Annotated in this window: 18 protein-coding genes; 8 read left to right on the plus strand and 10 right to left on the minus strand. The window is 63.3% G+C overall.

The genetic code is table 11. The annotated features are described in order from the left end of the window. Positions 1-3: 3 nt before the first annotated feature. The 4 genes from hisA to hisB are packed head-to-tail and all read right to left on the minus strand — an operon-like array spanning position 4 to position 2,523. Positions 4-741: a 1-(5-phosphoribosyl)-5-[(5-phosphoribosylamino)methylideneamino]imidazole-4-carboxamide isomerase gene (gene hisA, locus AB4Z53_RS25435; protein ID WP_113538244.1), complete on the minus strand. Its 738-nt coding sequence runs from the start codon at positions 739-741 to the stop codon at positions 4-6. Positions 742-769: 28 nt separating this feature from the next. Continuing rightward, positions 770-1,420 (minus strand): imidazole glycerol phosphate synthase subunit HisH, encoded by a 651-nt coding sequence (hisH, locus tag AB4Z53_RS25440; protein WP_441598312.1) that lies wholly within the window; start codon positions 1,418-1,420, stop codon positions 770-772. Then, on the minus strand, positions 1,420-1,890 hold the full coding sequence (locus AB4Z53_RS25445) for a DUF2628 domain-containing protein (RefSeq protein ID WP_113538242.1): 471 nt from the start codon (positions 1,888-1,890) through the stop codon (positions 1,420-1,422). Before AB4Z53_RS25445 ends, hisH begins: the two co-directional genes overlap by 1 nt. 24 nt (positions 1,891-1,914) lie before the next feature. Continuing rightward, a complete protein-coding gene (hisB, locus tag AB4Z53_RS25450) occupies positions 1,915-2,523 on the minus strand; it encodes an imidazoleglycerol-phosphate dehydratase HisB (protein ID WP_113538241.1) in 609 nt (202 codons plus the stop codon). A 251-nt stretch (positions 2,524-2,774) separates the two neighbouring features. On the opposite strand from hisB, the gene hslV reads away from it, so the two are divergent. The 5 genes from hslV (at position 2,775) to AB4Z53_RS25475 (ending at position 7,756) form a co-directional block, all read left to right on the plus strand. After that, on the plus strand, positions 2,775-3,332 hold the full coding sequence (gene hslV / locus AB4Z53_RS25455) for an ATP-dependent protease subunit HslV (protein WP_057252069.1): 558 nt from the start codon (positions 2,775-2,777) through the stop codon (positions 3,330-3,332). Beyond that, positions 3,322-3,846: a GNAT family N-acetyltransferase gene (locus AB4Z53_RS25460; RefSeq protein ID WP_113538240.1), complete on the plus strand. Its 525-nt coding sequence runs from the start codon at positions 3,322-3,324 to the stop codon at positions 3,844-3,846. The genes hslV and AB4Z53_RS25460 overlap by 11 nt, the downstream gene beginning before the upstream one ends. Beyond that, entirely contained in the window at positions 3,843-5,147 is a 1,305-nt protein-coding gene (gene hslU / locus AB4Z53_RS25465) for an ATP-dependent protease ATPase subunit HslU (protein WP_223725985.1), read from the plus strand. Before AB4Z53_RS25460 ends, hslU begins: the two co-directional genes overlap by 4 nt. Before the next feature lie 195 nt (positions 5,148-5,342). Continuing rightward, a complete protein-coding gene (locus AB4Z53_RS25470) occupies positions 5,343-6,287 on the plus strand; it encodes a DUF1402 family protein (RefSeq protein WP_291161873.1) in 945 nt (314 codons plus the stop codon). A gap of 74 nt (positions 6,288-6,361) precedes the next feature. Next, positions 6,362-7,756 carry a cytochrome P450 gene (locus AB4Z53_RS25475; protein ID WP_441598316.1) on the plus strand — a complete coding sequence of 465 codons (1,395 nt, stop codon included), beginning with the start codon at positions 6,362-6,364 and terminating at the stop codon, positions 7,754-7,756. Here the strand turns inward: AB4Z53_RS25475 and AB4Z53_RS25480 are convergent. Then, on the minus strand, positions 7,710-8,396 hold the full coding sequence (locus AB4Z53_RS25480; RefSeq protein WP_441598318.1) for a hypothetical protein: 687 nt from the start codon (positions 8,394-8,396) through the stop codon (positions 7,710-7,712). The two genes, AB4Z53_RS25475 and AB4Z53_RS25480, sit on opposite strands and share 47 nt — an antisense overlap. Positions 8,397-8,487: 91 nt before the next feature. On the opposite strand from AB4Z53_RS25480, the gene AB4Z53_RS25485 reads away from it, so the two are divergent. Beyond that, entirely contained in the window at positions 8,488-10,491 is a 2,004-nt protein-coding gene (locus tag AB4Z53_RS25485; RefSeq protein ID WP_441598320.1) for a hydantoinase/oxoprolinase N-terminal domain-containing protein, read from the plus strand. 205 nt (positions 10,492-10,696) lie between these two features. Next, on the plus strand, positions 10,697-12,868 hold the full coding sequence (locus AB4Z53_RS25490) for a malate synthase G (protein ID WP_441598322.1): 2,172 nt from the start codon (positions 10,697-10,699) through the stop codon (positions 12,866-12,868). Positions 12,869-12,988: 120 nt separating this feature from the next. Here the strand turns inward: AB4Z53_RS25490 and AB4Z53_RS25495 are convergent, their stop codons facing one another. Together AB4Z53_RS25495 and AB4Z53_RS25500 are read right to left on the minus strand one after the other, a co-directional pair. Next, the gene (locus AB4Z53_RS25495; RefSeq protein WP_441598324.1) at positions 12,989-14,920 is read right to left on the minus strand and encodes a HAMP domain-containing methyl-accepting chemotaxis protein; all 1,932 of its coding nucleotides are present in this window, start codon (positions 14,918-14,920) and stop codon (positions 12,989-12,991) included. Between the two features lie 273 nt (positions 14,921-15,193). Next, entirely contained in the window at positions 15,194-15,883 is a 690-nt protein-coding gene (locus AB4Z53_RS25500) for a L,D-transpeptidase (RefSeq protein ID WP_113538232.1), read from the minus strand. A 182-nt stretch (positions 15,884-16,065) separates the two neighbouring features. Between AB4Z53_RS25500 and AB4Z53_RS25505 the strand changes: the two genes are divergently transcribed. Further along, a complete protein-coding gene (locus AB4Z53_RS25505; protein WP_113538231.1) occupies positions 16,066-16,596 on the plus strand; it encodes an MmcB family DNA repair protein in 531 nt (176 codons plus the stop codon). A 73-nt stretch (positions 16,597-16,669) separates the two neighbouring features. Here the strand turns inward: AB4Z53_RS25505 and AB4Z53_RS25510 are convergent, their stop codons facing one another. The 3 genes from AB4Z53_RS25510 to hrpB all read right to left on the minus strand — a co-directional run bounded on the left by AB4Z53_RS25510 (position 16,670) and on the right by hrpB (position 21,242). After that, positions 16,670-17,257 (minus strand): ActR/PrrA/RegA family redox response regulator transcription factor, encoded by a 588-nt coding sequence (locus tag AB4Z53_RS25510; protein WP_113538230.1) that lies wholly within the window; start codon positions 17,255-17,257, stop codon positions 16,670-16,672. A gap of 183 nt (positions 17,258-17,440) precedes the next feature. Then, positions 17,441-18,748, minus strand: a complete 1,308-nt coding sequence (locus AB4Z53_RS25515) for an ActS/PrrB/RegB family redox-sensitive histidine kinase (protein ID WP_441598327.1) — start codon at positions 18,746-18,748, stop codon at positions 17,441-17,443. 34 nt (positions 18,749-18,782) lie between these two features. Then, complete coding sequence (gene hrpB, locus AB4Z53_RS25520; RefSeq protein ID WP_441598329.1) at positions 18,783-21,242, minus strand: ATP-dependent helicase HrpB; 2,460 nt, start codon at positions 21,240-21,242, stop codon at positions 18,783-18,785. Positions 21,243-21,749: the final 507 nt, after the last annotated feature.

A 21,749-nucleotide genomic window follows, 5' to 3' on the forward strand; every position in this document is an offset into this window, starting at 1 on the left:
GGTTCAAGCCTTTCTCGCGGCGCGGATCAGGTCCAGCGCCTCCTGCGGGTCGATGCGGCCGTCATAGAGCGCGCGGCCGGAGATGGCGCCTTCGAGCTTGCGTGCGTCCGGCTCGACCATCCGGCGGATGTCGTCCATCGAGGCGAGACCGCCCGACGCGATGACAGGAATGGAAACCGCGTCCGCGAGTTCCAGGGTCGAGGCCCAGTTGATGCCGGTCAGGATGCCGTCGCGGTCGATGTCGGTATAGATGATCGCCGAGACGCCGGCGCCCTCGAACTTCTTGGCAAGCTCGATCACGCCGAGCTCGGAGGCCTCGGCCCAGCCTTCGACGGCAACCTTGCCGCCCTTGGCGTCGATGCCGACGGCGACCTTGCCCGGGAATTTGGCGCAGGCTTCGATGACGAGCGCCGGGTCACGCACAGCGACGGTGCCGAGGATGACGCGGGCAAGCCCGCGCGACAGCCAGTTTTCGATGTGCTCGAGCGTGCGGATGCCGCCGCCGAGCTGCACCGGATTCTTGGTCGCCTTGAGGATTGCGTCTACGGCGGCACCGTTGACCGTCTCACCGGCAAAGGCACCGTTCAAGTCGACGACGTGCAGCCACTCGAAGCCCTGGTCTTCAAAGGCGCGGGCCTGGGCCGCCGGGTCGGGGTTGTAAACCGTCGCCTGGTCCATGTCGCCGAGCTTCAGGCGCACGCATTGCCCGTCTTTCAGGTCGATCGCGGGAAAAAGGATCATGGGTTTGTCCAATCAGTCGTGCGAAAGCTCAGGGCTTCCAGCGCAGGAAATTCGAGATGAGGGCAAGGCCGAGCGCCTGGCTCTTTTCCGGGTGGAATTGCGAGCCCGCCTTGTTGCCGTTGGCGACGAAGGCCGTGACCGGTCCGCCGTAGTCCGCCTCGGCAACCACGTCGGAGGCGTTTTCGGCGGCCAGATGGTACGAATGCACAAAATAGGCATGCAGACCGGCTTCGCCAACACGGATGCCGTCAAACAGCGGATGCTCGCGCTTGAGCGTCAGCGTGTTCCAGCCGATCTGCGGGATCTTCAGCGTGGTGTCGGTGGGCGTCATTTCGACGACATCGCCGGGGATCCAGCCGAAACCATGGGTGATGGTCTTTTCCAGCCCGCGCGACGACATCAGCTGCATGCCGACGCAGATGCCGAGGAAGGGTCGGCCGGCCTGTTCCGCCGCCTCCGTCAGCGCCTGTTCCATACCGTCGACGGCGGCAAGGCCGCGGCGGCAATCGGCGTAGGCGCCGACGCCCGGAAGCACGATGCGGTCGGCGCTCGCCACCCTTTCCGGCCTGTCGGTAAGGTCGATCTCGGCCGAAATACCGGCTTCGCGGGCGGCTCGTTCAAAGGCCTTTGTGGCCGAGCGCAGGTTGCCCGAGCCGTAATCGATGATGGCGACGCGCATCAGCGTTCTCCGTAGGAATCAAAAAGGCCGAGGCCGGTGCCGCCACCTGAGGGCTTGCGCGCGGTCCAGTCGGCCGGGGGAGGTGTGGTGGGCCTGGTCTCGCTCGAAGCCACGCTTGTGAAGTAGATCTCTTCGGCGGCTGCGAGATTGGGCGCCGGAACGATGGAGCGCAGCGTCCAGTCTCGGGCCGTCAGGCTGCGCGCCACCAGAACCGGTCCTTCGAGGGCAACGAGCAGTCGCAGCGCGAGCTGCACCAGCACCGATGCGAGGAAGCCGCCTGACAGGCTCGACAGGGAGATTAACGAAATCTGCAGAACGGCAACTGCGATTCCAATTACCCATTGGCGCTTGAAGAGAAGCCAGAGCGCCGGGAAGAGAAACGCGCCCCAGGAGAAACCGTCGGCGACGAAACGTGCCCGTTCGTCGTCGGCGCGCGCACCCGGCGGGGTGAGGATCATGTAAGAAGCCATGAGTCAAAGCCAGTGACTGGCCGCTTAGGCAAGGGTCCCCTTGGTCGAGGGAACGCGGCCGGCCTGGCGCGGGTCGATTTCGGTTGCGGTGCGGAGCACGCGGGCGACGGACTTGAAGCAGGTCTCGGCGATATGATGGTTGTTGGCGCCGTAGATGTTCTGGATATGCAGCGTGATCCCAGCGTGCTGGGCGAGCGCCTGGAAGAATTCGCGCACGAGTTCCGTGTCGAAGGTGCCGATCTTCGGCGAGGTGAATGCCACGTTCCAGACAAGGAACGGCCGGCCGGAGACATCGACCGCCGCGCGCGTCATCGTCTCGTCCATGGCAAGGTCGAGCGAGGCGTAGCGGGTGATGCCGCGCCGGTCGCCGAGCGCCTTGGCAATCGCCTGGCCGATGGCAATGCCGGTGTCCTCGACCGTATGGTGGTCGTCGACATGCAGGTCGCCGTCCGTCTTGATCTCCATGTCGATGAGCGAATGGCGGGCGAGTTGGTCCAGCATATGGTCGAAGAAACCGACGCCGGTCGAGATCTTGGCGATCCCGGTACCGTCGATGTTGACCGATACGGATACCGCGGTTTCGTTGGTCTTTCGCGAAACTTCTGCGGTGCGGCTGGACGTGGCTTCTGCCATCGGGCTCTCCTGTATGCGCTGACGCGGCTCCTTATCAGGCAAAAGCTGAAATATCCAGAACCGAGCGGTCGATTCGAATCATCGGATGCGGGGTGCCGAACGAAGATTGCGCCCACGGCCTGTTGCCATTTGCAAACGTGTCTGCCGTACTTACATAGGCCTCAAGCAACCAGGCTCGTGTCACGAGCCGCAACGCCCCAGTAAACGCCCAAGTAAACGCCCCCATGTATCAGGGGCCGACAGGTAACTTCATGAGCGAACATAATCCCTACGGAACGATGCATGCGACGACCATCATCACGGTACGCAAGGATGGCAAGGTGGTCATGGCCGGCGACGGCCAGGTGAGCCTCGGCCAGACCGTGATGAAGAGCAATGCGCGCAAGGTGCGGCGCCTCGCCAAGGGCGACGTCATCGCCGGCTTTGCCGGCGCCACCGCCGACGCCTTCACGCTGCTGGAACGGCTTGAGGCCAAGCTCGAGCAATATCCCGACCAGCTGATGCGCGCGGCCGTCGAGCTCGCCAAGGACTGGCGCACGAACAAGTATCTGCGCAATCTCGAAGCGATGATGCTGGTGGCCGACAAGTCGATCACGCTGGCGATCACCGGCAATGGCGACGTTCTCGAACCCGAGCATGGCACAATCGCCATCGGATCGGGTGGCAACTACGCCTTTGCGGCGGCCCGCGCCCTGATGGACAGCGACAAGTCGGCCGAGGATATCGCCCGCAGGGCGCTGCAGATCGCCGGTGACATCTGCGTCTATACGAACCACAATATCGTGGTGGAGACGCTGGATGCCGAATGAGCCCGCGCATGTCAGTTTCGTGCCGGTGGCCGATAGCCACCTGCCGCTGCTGCATGCCTGGCTGAGCGAACCGCATGTGCGGCAATGGTGGGGCGATCCGGACAAGGAAGTGGAGCTGATCCGCGAAGGCTGTGCCACTGGAGAAGTGGAAGGCTTCATCTTCCACGTGGCCGGCGAGCCGGCGGGCTATATCCAGTCGTGGGTGCCGGCCCAGTATCCGGACGACGAGCCCTGGGCGAAGGATATGCCGGACGACGTGCCCGGTATCGATATCTTCATTGGCCCGGCGGAACTGACAGGCAGGGGCGTCGCGTCGCTGGCGGTCAGGGCCTTTGCCGAGCGGCTCTTTGCCGCCGGCGCGCCGCGCGTCGTGATCGACCCCGACGCCGGCAACCGTCGGGCGGTCAGCGCCTACGCGAAGGCCGGTTTCGTGCCCTATGCAGAATGGATTGATGCATCCGGCCGCACGCTCCTGATGGAGCTGACGCGGACCGAGTTTGAGAGGACTACATGAGTACGTTTTCACCCAGAGAAATCGTGTCGGAACTCGACCGTTTCATCATCGGCCAGAACGACGCCAAGCGCGCCGTGGCCATCGCGCTGCGCAACCGCTGGCGCCGCCAGCAGCTCGGCGATGAGCTGCGCGACGAGGTGATGCCGAAGAACATCCTGATGATCGGCCCGACCGGTGTCGGCAAGACCGAGATTTCGAGGCGCCTGGCCAAGCTCGCCGGTGCGCCCTTCGTCAAGGTCGAGGCGACCAAGTTCACCGAGGTCGGTTATGTCGGCCGCGACGTCGAGCAGATCATCCGCGATCTCGTCGAGGTCGGTATCGGTCTGGTGCGCGAAAAGCGCCGCGCCGAGGTCAAGGCGAAGGCCCACCAGAATGCTGAAGAGCGCGTGCTCGACGCGTTGGTCGGCGCGACGGCGTCGCCAGCAACGCGGGATTCGTTCCGCAAGAAGCTCCGCGCCAACGAGCTTGACGACAAGGAAATCGAGATCGACATCGCCGAGAGCGGTGCGCCCGGCGGCTTTGAGATCCCGGGCATGCCCGGCGCCAATATCGGCGTCCTGAACCTCTCGGAAATGTTCGGCAAGGCCATGGGCGGCCGCACCAAGAAGGTCAAGACGACCGTCAAGGCCTCCTATGGCATGCTGATCGACGACGAGTCCGACAAGCTGCTCGATAACGAGCAGATCCAGCGCGAGGCCATGAAAGCGGTCGAGGACGATGGCATCGTCTTCCTCGACGAGATCGACAAGATCGCCTCGCGCGAGGGCGGCATGGGTGCGGGCGTGTCACGCGAAGGCGTGCAGCGGGACCTGCTGCCGCTCGTCGAAGGTACGACCGTCGCGACGAAGTATGGGCCGGTCAAGACCGACCACATCCTCTTCATCGCGTCCGGCGCCTTCCACGTGGCCAAGCCCTCGGACCTGCTGCCGGAACTGCAGGGCCGTCTGCCTATCCGCGTCGAGCTTCGTGCGCTGACCAAGGAAGACTTCCGCCGCATCCTGACGGAGACCGAGGCAAGCCTCATCCGCCAGTACAAGGCGCTCCTGGATACTGAAGAGGTCAAGCTCGACTTCACCGACGATGCGATCGATGCGCTCGCCGATGTTGCGGTACAGCTGAACGCCACTGTCGAGAACATCGGCGCCCGCCGGCTGCAGACGGTGATGGAGCGTGTGTTGGACGAAATCTCGTTCAATGCGCCCGACCGTGCCGGCCACGAGGTGACGATCGACGCCGAATATGTGCGCAAGCATGTCGGCGATCTCGCCGCCAACACCGACCTGTCGCGCTACATCCTGTGACATTTCGGTCGTAGGGACATGCAAACGCCCGCAACCCTGAATATGCAGGCCGCCTGTCTCTCGACAGGCGGCCTCATTTTTTCTAACACGGAGACGGTCACCGATCGTGGTCCGGGCATTTTTCCGACATGATCTTGGCGTAGGAGCCGCCCCGCCGACCAGGGCAGCCTCCACCAGTCATAGGAAGAAGAGATCGTGCGTTTCACCGCCTGCATGCTCGCTATCGCCACGTTTTGCCTGACCGCAAGCCAGTCAATCGCCGCGACCGCCGTTCCGCCGGGAAACCGCAATGTCGAGCAGCCCGGTATCCCCGGTGCTTCCGTGCGCCGCACCAAGGCCGGCCGCACCTCCTTCGATGCCAAGTTCGAGAAAGTCCGGGACCTGCTTGCGACCGACAAGCAGCTGATGAGCAAGATCAAGTCCGTGTCGCGCGCCTATGGCATCGCCCCGATCCATATGGTCGGCGCCATCGTCGGCGAGCACACCTACAACGTCGATGCCTACGACCGGCTGCAGTCCTACTACGTCAAGGCGGCTGCCTATGCCGGCAACAGCTTCCAGTTCGGCTACGACGGTGAAACCGTCACCGAATTCGTGGCGCGCCCGCAATTTGCCGAGTGCGGCGCCAAGAAGGGCGCCTATGCGCTCTGGAGCTGCCGCGAACGCGTCTGGGACAATGAGTTCCGCGGCAAATCGGTGGGCGGAAAGTCCTTCCCGAACAACCGCTTCAGCGCCGTCTTCTTCCAGCCGTTCTTCGCTGGCCAGACCTTCGGCCTCGGCCAGATCAACCCGCTGACCGCACTGATGCTGACCGACATCGTTGCCAAGACCTCGGGCTATGAGCAACTCGACGAAAAGAATGCCGCCGGCGTCTATGAGGCGATCATGGATCCGGATGTGTCGCTCGCCTATATGGCGGCCTCGATCCGCCATTCGATCGACGTCTACAAATCGATCGCCGGTGTCGATATCTCCAACAATCCCGGGGTGACAGCGACGCTCTACAATGTCGGCAACCCGGACGGTCGCGCCGCAGCGCTTGCCGCCAAGATCCAGAGCGGCCAGGCGCAATGGCCGGAGGAGAACTATTACGGCTGGCTCGTCAACGACAAGCTTTCGGAGCTCGAAAGCTTGCTGTGATTCACGTGAAGCACTTTCCTTGATTGCGCCGTAAAAACCTGAAATCATTGGCGCAATCGAGAAAGGCAATCACCATGGACATGCGTCCGGAGCCCTTCGAACCGCCGGCTCCCGTTCCTCGCGTGGGCATCCCTTCCTACCTGAAGATCATCAGGACGGTCTTGCGCAATCCGCTCGAGCTATGGGGCGAGCCGTCCTATACGCTGCCGTGGATCGAGACGAAGTTCGTCACCCAGCGCACCCTGATCGTCAACGATCCCGGCCTCATCCGTCATATCCTCGTCGACAATGTCAGCAACTACGAGATGTCGAAGGTGCGCCGGCTGATCCTCAGGCCGATCCTGCGTGACGGCCTGCTGACGGCCGAAGGCGAGGTCTGGAAGCGTTCGCGCAAGGCCATGGCGCCGGTGTTCACGCCGCGCCACGCCAAGGGTTTTGCCGGCCAGATGCTGCGGAGCGCCGAAGCATTCGTCGAGCGCTACGCCGGAGCCAGGAAGGCTCCGTTCACGACCAATGTCGCCAACGACATGACGGAACTGACATTCGACATCCTGGCCGAAACGCTGTTTTCGGGCGAGGTCGCCGTCGAGCGGGATGGCTTCGTCCAGAGCGTCGAGGAGCTGCTGCACCGCATGGGCCGCGTCGACCCGATGGACATCCTGCTCGCGCCGGAATGGGTTCCGCGCCCGACGCGCATCGGTGGCAAGAAGGTGATGAACCGTTTCCGCTCGATCGTCTCCGAGACCATGGCGCTGCGTCGTCGCAAGATGGTGGAGAATCCCGAACGGACGCCGCAGGATTTTCTGACTCTGCTTCTGCAGATCGAGGGCAGCCAGGGGCTTTCGACGGCCGAGATCGAGGACAATATCCTCACCTTCATCGGCGCCGGGCATGAGACGACCGCTCGGGCGCTCGCCTGGACGCTCTATTGCGTCGCCAATACGCCCGCCTATCGCGAGATCATGGAAGCCGAGATCGATGCGGCGATTGCAAGCGGTGCGGAGTCGGTCGACTGGCTCGGCCTGATGCCGCATGTGCTCGCCGCCTTCGAGGAGGCGATGCGGCTCTATCCGCCGGCGCCGTCGATCAACCGTGCCGCGATCGAGGAGGACGAGTGGACCGCTCCGTCAGGCGAGCGGGTGCGCATCCCCAAGGGGATCGCGGTGCTGATCATGCCCTGGACGCTGCATCGCCACGTGCTTTACTGGGACAAGCCCCGCGCGTTCATGCCCGAGCGCTTCCTGCCGGAAAACCGTGAGAAGCTGCACCGCTATCAATATCTGCCCTTCGGCGCCGGCCCGCGCGTCTGCATCGGCGCGACCTTCGCGCTGCAGGAAGCGGTGATCGCTCTCGCGGTGATGATGCACCGCTACCGTTTCGATCCGACCAAGGAAACCAATCCCTGGCCGGTGCAGCGGCTCACTACTCAACCGCGGGGCGGGTTGCCGATGAAGGTTTCGGTTCGCTGAAGGTCTTGCCGGGGATCGGGGACTGGACGGAGCGCACCGGCGAGTCCGCCGGCTTCGGCTGTTGCAGCATCTTCGACGGCTTCTTGATCGTCTTTATCTGGGCGCAGGTGGCATCGCCGACATTGTCGCAGGGCTTGTAGACGACGATCTCGCTGCCGGCGCCATCGTCCCAGACCGCCTGGATCGTCAACGTCTTCGCAGTGCCGGCCGCCAGCGAAATATAGACATACTCGGCGGTCTCGTCGCCCGGCAGGTTGAACGGGATCTGCGGATTGCACTTCGCCAGCGGAAAGCGCTGGTCGAGCGCGTCCGAATTGATCGAGTAGCGGATTTCCGATAGCCGGCAATGCATCGTCTGCAATGCGGTGAAGTAGACCAGCTGCCGGTCGTCATAGTCTCGAAACTGCACCCAGCCGGTCTGCTTGTTGGCGTCGAGCATCGTCTTGTAGATCGCGACATCGGGCAGCTGCGGCTTGTACTCTTCTTCGGCGTCCTGCGCTTGGACCACCCCCATCGGTAACCAGAGGACGGCGGCTGACAGGAGCCAGGCGAGTACAGACGGACGGCGGCCTTCGAGCATGCGCAGGTGTCCCGATCTTTTGATCCGTGTCGCCCAGTTGATCATCGATGTCTGCGGCACGATGGTTTTCTGTTGAAATATGTCATATCACCGCATCGATCCCCATTGAACCAGGGGCCTTGCGCCCCGCGCGAATTCCGGACTGCGCGAATTGACCTCTCATTTTCTTCTCGGCATCGACACCGGCGGCACCTACACCGACGCTGCTCTCTTCTCGGAAACGCAAGGGGTCGTCGCCAAGGCCAAGGCCCTGACGACCCGCCATGACCTCGCAGTCGGTATCTCCGGCGCGGTCGAAGCGGTACTTGAACAGACGAAAGTGTCGGTTTCCGCGATCAGCATGGTCTCGCTGTCGACGACGCTGGCCACCAACGCCCTCGTCGAAGGGCAGGGCGGTCGCGCCGGCCTCGTCATGATCGGCTTCGGCCCAGAGGATCTGAAGCGCGATGGTCTCCTGGAAGCGCTCGGCTCCGATCCTGTGATCTTCCTGCCGGGTGGCCATAATGTGCATGGCGGCGAGACCCCGCTCGACATGAGCGAACTCGACGCTGCCCTGCCGGTACTTGCCGGCCAGGTCTCCTCCTTCGCCATTGCCGGCTACTTCGCCGTTCGCAATCCGGATCATGAAAGGCGGGTGCGGGATCGCATTCGCGAAGTCTCGCACCTGCCGGTCACCTGCAGCCACGAGCTGTCCTCTAAACTCGGAGGCCCGCGCCGCGCGCTGACGACGCTGCTCAATGCGCGCCTCGTCTCGATGATCGACCGGCTGATCGGCTCCTGCGAAGGCTTCCTGAAGGCGCGCGGGATCGATGTGCCGATGATGGTGGTGCGCGGTGACGGCGCCCTGATCTCGGCGGAAGAAGCGCGGCTGCGACCGATCGAAACGATCCTCTCCGGTCCGGCGGCAAGCCTCGTCGGCGCAAGGCATCTGACCGGTCTCGACAATGCGGTGGTCTCCGATATTGGCGGCACCACCACCGATGTCGCAGTTCTCGACGGCGGTCGGCCGCGACTCGATGCCGAAGGCGCCGTCGTCGGTGGTTTTCGCACCATGGTCGAGGCGGTTGCGATGCGGACCTATGGCCTCGGCGGCGATTCGGAAGTGCGCATCAACGACCGCGGCCTGAAGGCGAAGATCGATCTCGGACCACGCCGGCTGATGCCGCTCAGCCTTGCCGCCGCTCTTCATGGCGACGCCGTTATCTCTGTGCTCGAAAAACAGATGCGCGCCCAGCATACCGGGCGCCACAATGGCCGCTTTGCGGTCCGCACGGGGCTGCCGGATCACCTCGCAAGCGGCCTGCAACCGCAGGAGCAGGCGCTCTATGAGCGTATCGGTGCGGTTCCGGTTGCGCTGGAGACGCTGCTGGTCTCGACCCCGCAGAAGGCGACGCTCGACCGGCTGGTGGGGCGCGGGCTCGTCCATATCTGCGGTCTGACGCCGTCGGACGCCATGCATGTCCTCGGCCGGCAATCGCAATGGAACCTTGAGGCGGCCGAGCTTGGTATACAGCTTGCGGCTCGCACCCGCGACGGCTCCGGCCAGCCGATCGCGTCGTCTCCGGAAGCGATGGCCCAGATGATCGTCGATCGGCTGACGCGGCAGTCCTCCGAAGTCATCCTGCAGGCCTGCCTTGGCGAAGATGGCGCCGGCGCTATCGATCCCGCGGTGTCGCAGGCCGTCGATCGTGCGCTGACCCGGACGCCCGGCATCGTCCGGTTCTCGCTCGGCCTCGACCGCCCCCTGGTCGGCCTCGGTGCCTCGGCGCCAGTCTATTACCCGGCTATCGCTGAAATGCTTGGAACCGAAGCCGCCATTCCCGAAGAGGCTGGCGTCGCCAATGCCGTCGGTGCCGTGGTCGGCCAGGTGAGCGCCACGGTGACGGTTTTCGTCACGATGCCGGAGGAGGGCATCTTTGTCGTCAACGGTGCCGGAGCCAGCGAACGCTTTTTCGATCAGGAAAAGGCTTTCGACACTGCACGTCGGCGGGCGGAGGCGGTGGCGCTGGAGACTGCGCGCACCAATGGTGCCGACGATCCCGCTTCGCTGTTGCGCGAGGAGATCGATGCGCCGGAAGTCGAGGGCAGTCGCAAGCTGATCGAGGCACGATTCATCGCGTCCGCGAGCGGTCGTCCACGCATCGCGCACGGCTGATCTTTTCCATTTTGGAAACAATTCTTCGCATCCTTGCAGAATTGACAGGGAATGAATTGGTGAGAAACTGCGGCCGTTTCACGCGCGTATTGCGCATGGGCTGGTCCGCGACCCGCTTCAAGCGCAAGATTAACATGTTGGGGCGTTTTCACCGCATCCGGTCGGATCGGTGGCGCTCCTTACGTCTATTTCAAGGAGTTGGCAGATGGACCGCATTGAGAAGTATGGATTGAAGATTGATGCGGACCTCCATCGCTTCCTGGTGGAAGAAGCGATGCCGGGCACCGGCGTCGAGGCCGAATATTTCTTCGAGCAGCTTTCCGCCCTCGTGCACGACCTGGCCCCGAAGAATCGGGCGCTGCTTGCCAGGCGCGACGACCTGCAGGCCAAGCTCGATGCCTGGTACAAGCAGAACGGCGCACCCAGCGATATCGACACCTATCAGGCTTTCCTGCGGGATATCGGCTATCTTCTGCCCGAGGGTGGCGAGTTCAGCGTTTCGACCGCCAATGTCGACCCGGAGATCGCCACCATCGCCGGTCCGCAGCTCGTCGTTCCCGTCATGAACGCCCGCTATGCGCTCAATGCCGCCAATGCACGCTGGGGTTCGCTCTATGATGCGCTCTATGGCACGGACGCAATCTCGGATGCCGATGGCGCAGAAAAGGGCCGCGACTACAATCCGAAGCGCGGCGCCAAGGTCATCGCCTGGGCCCGCGACTTCCTCGACGCCAGCGCGCCGCTGGCGAAGGGAGGCTGGGCGGATGTCATCTCGCTCAAGGTCGCGGGCGGTGCGCTGGAGATCGGCCTCAAGGACGGTTCTAGGACGACGCTGCGCAACGCGGCTCAGTTTGTAGGTCATTCCGGTTCGGAAGGCGCGCGCTCGGAAATCGTTCTCCGGCACAACAACCTGCATGCGATCGTAGTTCTCGACGCCTCCACGCCGATAGGCAAGGAAGATCCGGCCGGTATCTCCGACGTCATCCTCGAATCGGCGATCACCACGATCATGGACTGCGAAGATTCGGTCGCCGCCGTCGACGCCGAAGACAAGGTCGTCGTCTACCGCAACTGGCTCGGCCTGATGAAGGGCGACCTTACGGAAGAAGTCGCCAAGGGCGGCAAGACTTTCACGCGTCGTCTCAATGCCGACCGTACCTACCAAGCCGCCGCCGGCGGTACGCTGTCCCTCCCTGGCCGTTCGCTGATGCTGGTCCGCAATGTCGGCCATCTCATGACGAATCCGGCTATCCTTGACCGCGACGGTAAGGAAGTGCCTGAGGGCGTCATGGACGCTATGGTCACGGCACTGATCGCGCTGCACGACATCGGCAATGGCGGTCGCCGCATGAACTCCCGCGCGGGGTCCATGTATGTCGTCAAGCCGAAGATGCATGGGCCGGAAGAAGTCGCCTTTGCTAGCGAGATCTTCGCGCGTGTCGAAAAGGCGCTCGGCATGCCCGCCAACACCATGAAGATGGGCATCATGGACGAGGAGCGCCGCACGACGGTCAACCTCAAGGAGTGCATTCGCGCCGCCCGCGAGCGCGTCGTCTTCATCAACACCGGCTTCCTCGACCGCACCGGCGACGAGATGCACACCTCGATGGAAGCCGGCCCGATGATCCGCAAGGGCGACATGAAGCAGGCCGCCTGGATCGGCGCCTACGAGAATTGGAACGTCGATATCGGGCTTGAATGCGGCTTGTCCGGCCATGCGCAGATCGGCAAGGGCATGTGGGCCATGCCCGATCTGATGGCAGCGATGCTCGAACAGAAGATCGCGCATCCGAAGGCCGGTGCCAACACCGCCTGGGTTCCGTCGCCGACGGCTGCGACGCTGCATGCGACGCACTACCATCGCGTCAACGTTGCCGACGTCCAGGCAAGCCTGAAGAGCCGCACCCGCGCCAAGCTCTCCGACATCCTGTCGGTGCCGGTCGCCGTCCGTCCGAACTGGACGCCGGAGGAAATCCAGCGCGAGCTCGACAACAACGCTCAAGGCATCCTTGGCTATGTCGTGCGCTGGGTCGACCAGGGCGTGGGCTGCTCGAAGGTTCCCGACATCAACAATGTCGGCCTAATGGAAGACCGCGCGACGCTGCGCATTTCTGCCCAGCACATGGCCAACTGGCTGCATCACGGCGTCGTCACCGAGGCACAGGTGGTCGATACGATGAAGCGCATGGCAGCCGTCGTCGACGGCCAGAATGCCGATGATCCGCTCTATGTCGCGATGGCCGGCAACTTCGATGGTTCGATCGCCTTCAAGGCAGCCCTCGACCTGGTCCTCAAGGGTCGCGAGCAGCCGAACGGTTACACCGAGCCGGTCCTGCATCGCCGACGCCTGGAGCTGAAGGCGATGAGCGCCGCCTGATTCGCTTCGCGCGCTAAGATGTCGAAGCAGAGCCGCGTGTTCATTTGAACGCGCGGCTCTGTGCTTTCAGCCGGTGTGGCCTCGGCTCTTCGAGTTCACTCGGACACGGGTGTCTATGGCCTAGAATTCGGCCCAGCCGTCAGTCGCGAGCGCGGCGTTGCCCTGGACTGCGTAACTGGCTGGCCGCCGGGTCGCGTGGGCCGAGACCTGGGCACGATGGCGGCTCGCGATTGCCGCCACCGGCGGAGTGTGTTGAGCTCCAGCTATTGCGCCCTTCTCCCCGGAAAGAATGAAGCGTCCGATCAGGTTGCGCAGGTTCGTGCCCTCCTGCGCCAGGGTAGCGGAGGCGGCATTCGCTTCCTCGACCATGGCCGCGTTCCTCTGTGTCACCTGGTCCATCTGGTTGACGGCGGTGTTGACCTCGCTCAGGCCCACAGATTGTTCACGGGCCGACGTCGCGATCGCTGCCATATGCTCGTTGATCGTGATCACATGCGCTTCGATCGTCTGCAGTGCGTTACCGGTGTCGCGCACCAGGCGTACGCCGTTCTCGACCTCGAGGCTCGATGTGCGAATGAGATCCTTGATTTCTTTGGCGGCCTTGGCAGAGCGCTGGGCGAGCTCACGTACTTCCTGGGCGACGACGGCAAAACCTTTGCCCGCCTCACCGGCGCGTGCTGCTTCTACGCCGGCGTTCAGTGCCAGGAGGTTCGTCTGGAAGGCGATTTCGTCGATGACGCCGATGATGCTGGAAATCTGGCTGGAGGATTCCTCGATCCGCCGCATCGCCTCGACAGCATTGGCGACAACGACGGCCGATTGGGCGGCGCTTGTCTTTGCCTCGCCGGCAACGTCGCGTGCCTCCTCCGTGCGTCTTGACGAGTTGCTGACATTGGCGGTGATCTGATCGAGCGCGGCTGCCGTCTCCTCGAGCGAGGCGGCCTGCTGTTCGGTTCGCTTGGAAAGATCGTCGGCGCTCTGGCTGATCTCGCGCGTACCCATTCCGATGTTGCCGGCGCTGTCGGCGACGGCGAGCAGTGCGTCGTTGAGCTGCCCTGCCGCCTTGTTGAGGTCGTGCCGCAGCTGTTCGAATTCGGCGGCGAAGGGCTCCTGCAGTCGGACGGCGAGGTCGCCACTGGCGAGCCGCTTCAGCCCGCTCGCGAGACCGGCCGTCGCCTGGGTCAGTCGCTCCTGAGCGTCCTGTTCCGCTTGTCTCTGTACGCGGACGCGCTCGACTTCACTGGTGCGGCGGGTCTCCTCCGCTTCCGCTTGCAGCCGGAGGTTCGATCGTGCGGCCTCGCGGAATGATTGAATGGCGCGGGCCATTTCGGCGATCTCGTCCTTGCCGCCGACCGGCTCGTCGGCCTCTTCGACGTGACCGTCGATCAGCCGGCGCATGGCGGCGATCTGGCGGCCGAGTGGCCCGACGACGCCGCGCAGCACCACCAGGAAGGTACCGGCGGTCAGCGCCATGACGAGAACGATGATCGCGATGTTGAACGTCTGCACCGTCTCGAACTCGCGATGCTTCGCTTCGAAGGCACCGCCGGAAAGCTCGACCTGCAGGTCCGAGATGTGGGAGATCGTCGCCGTCAATGGGTCGATCGTCGCGTAGAGCTTGTCGCGCACGAAAGCGTCGAGCGCCTTCTGATCTCTGTCGGCTAAAATTTGCGTCAGCGCGGTGATCGAATCCATCGCCACGACCATCTGACCCCGCGCATCGTCGACGAGTTTTCGCTCTCCGTCGGTCATCGACGTCGCGGCATAGGCATCCCAGTTGTTCTTGATCGCTTCCCGCGCGGCGTTGACCGAGGCAAGCCCGCTTTCCATCGTTTCGTTGCCGTTGCGCACCTTATGGGCGGCATCGACGATCGATACGGCAAACGCATCGGATGTCGCCTTTAGATTCTTGAGTGGCACGATGCGATCGGCATAGACCGCATCCATCATGTGGCTGGTTTCCGAGAGCGTGCTCTGGCTATGAATGGCGATGCCGATGGCGATGGTTGATAGCAGCGCAATCGCGCCGATGAGCTTTGTCTTGATCAGCATGCCAGTTCCTCCGAGCGGATTTTCTGGCCACACTGTTTCTTTTATTTAGATAACGCTTACTTAATAAGCGGCTGAATTTAAGTCGAAATTGGGCCTATCTGCACCAAGGCGACCAGTTCTCGCGACCCTGATTTGAGTCCATTTTCGCACGGCAACTGTGCGTCGCTGACGCGATGCGTTGCGGCTCGCACCAAAGACAAATGACGGTTGAGCGTCGATGCAAAAAAGCCGCCGACCAGGGTCGACGGCTTCCTCGAGACCGAAGTGATTCGGTTATTGCTGGACGACGACGCGGGCGCTCTTGCCCGGGCGAACGCGCGAATAAAGGTCGATGATGTCCTGGTTGATCAGGCGGATGCAGCCCGACGATGCGGCCGTGCCGATCGAAGACCATTCCGGCGTGCCGTGCAGGCGGAACAGCGTGTCCTTGCCCTGGTCGTTGAAGAGGTAGAGCGCGCGGGCGCCGAGCGGGTTCTTGAGGCCGGGGCCCATGCCTTCCTCGACATACTTGGCCACTTCCGGCTTGCGCTCGGCCATTTCCTTCGGGGGATGCCACATCGGCCATTCCTGCTTCCAGGCGATGTAGGCTTCGCCTTCCCATGCAAAGCCGGCCTTGCCGACGCCGATGCCATAGCGAACGGCCTTGCCGCCGGGCAGCACGTAGTAGAGGAAGCGATTCGGCGTGTTGACGACGATCGTGCCCGGGCGCTCGCTGGTGGTGTAGTCGACGATCTGGCGATGGAAACGGGTGTCGACCTTGTTGATCGGGATCGCGGGCAGCGCGTAACCGTGGTCCTCAACTGCGCCATAATCGCCGTTGAAGATCTGATTCGTAGCAACTGTTACCGCTACCGGAGCGGGATCGTTGGCAGCCGTCTCGGGCTTGGACGAGGTCGTCGAGCAGCCGGCAACGGCGAGTGTCGCCGCGAGGCTGCACAAGAGGAAGGCATTGCGGAAGCGCATGGGAGTCTCTTAAAAAGAAGCAAAGAAAAACTGGGTCGCCGCGACCAACAGTGCGTACGGTTATTTTCGATTAGTTTGTGCTATGCAAGAGATTGCGCGGCCACAATTTGGCTGGAAAGTGCAAATTCCATGACCCTTGTTTTTTTGCAACAAAATGACCGTCCCAAAGGGACACCCGGCGCATGACCATCCTCTCCATCCATGGTGACAATCCGCTGATCGACGGTCGGCAGTCGAATCGCGCAATGATGGTGCGTCGCGGCGTGCAGCGGCTTTTTGCCGAACTTCGCCATTCCGTCCTGCCCGAATTGACGCTGGCCAGCGGCAGACGCGCCGACCTGATCTCGCTCTCGGCCAAGGGTGAGATTTGGATCGTCGAGATCAAGTCCTCGATCGAGGACTTTCGCGTCGACCGCAAATGGCCGGACTACCGGCAGCATTGCGACCGGCTGTTCTTCGCAACCCATGCCGGCGTGCCGCTGGATATCTTCCCGCAGGAGTGCGGTCTGCTGCTTTCCGATGGCTATGATGGGCACATCGTTCGCGAAGCGCCCGAACACAAGCTGCCGCCGGCGACACGCAAGTCCGTCTTGCAGCTCTTTGCCCGTACGGCGGCACAACGGTTGATGCTCGCGGAGTGGGCCGCCGAGCGCAATGGCGAACTCGGTGATTCGATCGGCGACATCCTGTCCGGTGGCCGCGATAGCGGCTGACCCCGGAGCAATCCACGAAAAGTGTGACGCGGTTTTCCGCCTACGATCGCGCTACTTCTGAAGAGCTATTCGCTTACTTCGGCGCGCGCTTGGCAAGAATGCGCTGCAGCGTGCGGCGGTGCATGTTGAGCCGGCGTGCCGTCTCCGAGACGTTGCGCTCACACATCTCATAGACGCGCTGAATGTGTTCCCAACGGACACGATCGGCCGACATCGGGTTTTCCGGCGGCTCGACGCGTTCGCCCTGGCGCTGAACGAGGGCTGCGAAGATATCGTCGGCATCGGCGGGCTTTGCGAGATAATCGACGGCTCCGAGCTTCACCGCGTTCACGGCGGTGGCAATGTTGCCGTAGCCGGTCAGCATGATCATGCGCGTGTCGTCGCGTCGCCCGCGGATCGCTTCGATCACGTCGAGGCCGCTGCCGTCGCCGAGGCGAAGATCGATGACCGCGTATTTCGGCGGGTTGCCCTTGGCCTTGGCAATGCCTTCAGCGACCGATTCGGCAATGTCGACGGAAAAGCCGCGCGCTTCCATGGCGCGGGCAAGGCGCCGGAGAAAGGGCGCGTCGTCGTCGACGAGCAACAGGGTGCGGTCCGGTCCGATCAGTTCGGCGTCCTGGGCTGCGGGCGTGCTGGGCGAAGCTGTCGATTTGTCGGTCATTCTGGCAATCCTTGAGCGAAAACCTGCGCTTTCGCCGAGACTTTAGGTTTCCTCTACTGCGCCGCGCGTCGTGCAAGACGCTTAAAGGTCGCTGTAGCACTTTGAATTACTGCACAATCTTGCCTTTAAATCGATTCCGATTTGAAAATTATGCGGTAGCCTCGTTCAATAAACTGCGAAATGTCATTTCGCCAGTTTCGTATCCATCAGGGCGCGCGGCCATTCGACGCTGACCCGGGCGCCCGGCCTGTCCGGCCCACCGTTTTCGAAACGCAGGCGCGCGCCGGACCGTTCCAGCAGCGTCTTGGCGATGAAAAGCCCGAGCCCGAGGCCGCCGGCGCTGTCGTCCTTCTGTCGGCGGGTCACGTAGGGTTCGCCGATACGCTGCAGGATATCCGGGGCGAAGCCGTCGCCATCGTCCTCGATCGTCACTTTCACGCGGTCCGTCGTATGCACGACCGTAACCGTCACTTCCTTCTTGGCATAGTCGACCGCGTTTTCGAGCAAATTGCCGAGCCCGTAGAGAATGCCGGCATTGCGGTTGCCGACCGGCTCGGTGGTGCGGTCGCCCTTCTCGACGAGGTTGATGTGGATGCCGAACTCACGATGCGGCGCCATCACCTCTTCGATCAGCGATGATAACGGCAGCATCCGCATGTGTTCCTCGCTCTCGGAGGAGAGCGTCGTCAGCCGTTTCAGGATATCGCGGCAGCGTTCGCTCTGGCTGCGCAGGAGATGCACGTCTTCGCCGAAGCGCGGATCGTTGCCGAGTTCGCGCTCCATTTCCTTGGCGACGACGCTGATCGTCGCAAGGGGCGTGCCGAGCTCGTGTGCCGCGGCGGCCGCCAGGCCATCGAGCTGCGATAGGTGCTTTTCCCGTTGCAGCACGAGTTCGGTTGCCGTCAACGCTTCCGAAAGCTCGCTCGCCTCCAGCGAGACCCGATAGGTATAGAAGGCGGCAAAGGCGGTCATCGAAACGATCGCGAACCAGATGCCGGCAGTCAGCACCCGCGGCATCAGCAGAACCGTGCCCGGGTACCAGGGGAGGGGAAAGGGCGCGAAGGCAAGCGCGGTGATGGCGATCACCGCGAGGCCGGCAAGGATGATGCTGTGCGATTTCGGTTGCGACGCCGACGAAATAATGACCGGAACGCAGAGAAGCGGTGCAAAGGGATTGGTGAGACCACCGGTGATGAACAACAGCCCGGTGATCTGCGCGAGATCGAGGCCGAGAAGCGCGAAGGCGGCCGGAGGCTGCAGCCGGTGCGTCGGCGGATAGCGCAGCGTCACATAGGCGTTGACCAGCGCCAGGCTGGCGATCAGCACCAGGCAGGAAATCAGCGGCAGCGGAAACTGCAGCCAGAACGCGGTAATGAGGACGGCGATCGACTGGCCGCCGACAGCAAGCCAGCGCAGCCGGACGAGCGTCTGCAGGCGCAGGCTGCGGTTGGTGGTCTGGTCGTTGTTGTGTTCAAGCGCAACTGTGGTCATTCGTCCTTGTATTCCCGCCATCGGTGCTTTCGTCTCATGTACCACGGGGCTTCGCCCGTGTCGTCGGCGCCGCATTCGCCGGATCTTCGGGCCACGGGTGTTTCGGATAGCGCCCACGCATGTCCGCGCGCACGTCCTGCCAGGAGCCCGCCCAGAAACCGGGAAGGTCGCGCGTCGTCTGGATCGGGCGATGGCCGGGCGAAATCAGTTCGAGCAGCAGCGGCAGGCGGCCATTGCCAATCGCCGGATGGGTCTTGAGACCGAACAGTTCCTGTACGCGGATTGATAGCAGCGGTTCGTCGCCGTCATAGTGGATCGGGTGCCTTTGCCCGGTCGGCGCCTCGAAATGCGTCGGCGCGAGCTTGGCGAGTTCTCGCTGCCGCTCGTGCGGAATGAGCGACAGCAGGCCATCGGACAGGTTGGACGGCTTGATGTCGGCAACGGCGGTCACGCCGTGCTGGAAGGGCACGAACCACGTGTCGAGACGGTCGAGGAGCGCCTGATCGGAGACATCCGGCCAGGGCTCGCCGATCGAACGGTTGAGGAAACCGATGCGATCGCGCATCTGCATCGCCTCTTTCGAGAACGGCACGACGGCAAGGCCGAGCTGGCGCACGCCGTCGGCAAGCGCGCGTGCGGCAGCTTCGCCGGTGGGTCTTGCAAGCGGCGCCTCCTCAAAGATGATCGCGCCGAGCCGCGTTACGCGGCGCGCGCGTACCTGCCGGCTCTGCTTGTCGAAAAAGCTCTGGTCTTCGCGGGTGATCGCCTCGGGCATATGTGCCTCGACCTCGGCACGGGTCAGTTCGGCGGCTGCCAGAACCCGCTGGCCGCCGGCGCGGCCGGTCAGGTCGGCGATGACGAGCATGGGGGCCGCGGCCAGTCGCTCCGTCTCGGGAATCTCCGCGCCGCGTCCGTTCGCCATTACGTACCGGCCGCGGCCGCCCCGCTGCAGCGCGATGCGGTCGGGAAAGGCATGCATCAGCAGCGCGCCGGGCAGGATCGGTTCGTTCGATCTCGGCGCGCCCTTCAACTCTGCCGCCATGCGCCGCGCCAGATTGCGCGACGCCTCGGCGCGATCGCCACGCTCCTGCCGGAAGCGGCGCAACCGATCTTCGAGATCGATGCTGGTACCGCCGAGGCCCTGTTCGGTCAGCATCACCGCCAGCAGGCAGGCCGCCTCTGCCTGTCCCTCTTCGGCCGCGGCAACGGCCATCGCCGCGAGCCGCGACGGCAATGCCAGGTCGCGGATCTTGCGGCCCTTCGGCGTCAGCGCGCCGGCATCGTCCAGTGCGCCGAGCGCCGTTAGCAGTTTCCTGGCTTCAGTAAGTGTCGTTTCCGGCGGCGGATCGATGAAGGCGAGGGTGGTCGGATCGCTCACGCCCCAATGGGCGCAGTCGAGCAGCAGGCCCGAGAGATCGCTGGCGAGGATCTGTGGTGGCGTGAAGGCTGAAAGCGCCGCCGTCTGGCCGCTGTGCCAGAGGCGGACCGCGATGCCGGGTTCGGTTCGTCCGGCACGCCCGGCGCGCTGGTCGGCGGAGGCGCGCGAGACCCGCACCGTCTCGAGCCGGGTGATCCCGGTTGCCGCTTCGAAGACCGGAAGGCGCTGCAGGCCGCTGTCGATGACAATGCGGACGCCGTCGATGGTGATCGAGGTCTCGGCGATCGAGGTCGCAAGCACGATCTTGCGGGTGCCTGACGGCGCCGGCCGGATCGCGGCGTCCTGTTCCTTCTGGGTCAGGTTGCCATAGAGCGGCACGATCGCCGTACTCGCCTCAAAGCGATCCTGGAGTCGTGCTGCGACGCGGGTGATCTCCGCCTGGCCGGGCAGAAAGGCGAGGATGGAGCCTTCTTCCGTGCGGTGCGCCTCGGCGATCGCCCGCACCATGGCATCCTCGACGCTGTCGCCGCCGCGATCCTGATAGCGGATGTCGATCGGATAGCTGCGACCCTGGCTCTCGATGACGGGCGCACCGCCGAGCAGGCTTGCGACCCTTACGACATCGAGCGTCGCCGACATGACGATGATCTTGAGATCGTCGCGCAACGCCGCCTGGACGTCGAGCGCCAAAGCAAGGCCGAAGTCCGCGTCGAGCGAGCGTTCATGGAATTCGTCGAACAGGACCGCCGCCACGCCCCCAAACTCTGGATCGTCGAGGATCATGCGGGCAAACACGCCTTCGGTCACGACTTCGATGCGCGTCCTGGCAGAGATACGGTTGTCGAGGCGCATGCGATAGCCGACGGTTTCGCCGACTTTTTCTCCCAGGAGCTCCGCCATGCGCCCGGCTGCAGCCCGTGCCGCGAGCCGCCGGGGCTCGAGCAGAATGATCTTGCCGCCCTTTGTCCAGTCCTGATCGAGCAGAAAAAGCGGAACGAGCGTCGTCTTGCCGGCGCCGGGTGGGGCGGAAAGCACCACGCTAGGCCCCGCGGTCAGAGCCTGTGCTAGTGCGGGCAACACCTCGCGAACCGGAAGCGCAGGAAGCTGTGTCGTCACGTCTGGATCTCCGCCCCTAGGGATAATGGCGCCGCATGCGGCCGGTGCATCCGCAGAGCTCGTGCATTATCATGTTTGTCGGTCTGCCCCGTTGCATCGATCGTCAAGTTGGGCAGGGCGAACACTTGGCAAGTACGGCAATAGTCCGGCCAAGGGCAAGGCATGGTGCGCCTGTGGGCGTGCTTGCGTGGCGCTTCCTTGCCGGAGAGATCAATATCTGACGACCGAGAGACCCACACCGTCTATATGTAGAGAAGGGCACTCGGAGGGACGTTTTTGACCCTTTGAAGTGGCCATCAGGTTTTTGACCGTCCGGTCAAGGATTCGCATTGCGGATTCGCCGGATTTTCGATGCATTAAATCGACCAAGTTTATCAACAGTGGAAAGAAGTGTTTAATTTCAATATCTTGTCGAATTTTGAAGTTTTTTTGAAGATCGTTGTTGACGTCTCGGTGGGGGCAGGTCTATAAGCCCGATCACTGACGAGGGCGGCGGCGCTGCTGGCG

The sequence above is a fragment of the Ensifer sp. 2TAB8 genome (genome assembly GCF_052115125.1).
Lineage (GTDB): Bacteria > Pseudomonadota > Alphaproteobacteria > Rhizobiales > Rhizobiaceae > Ensifer.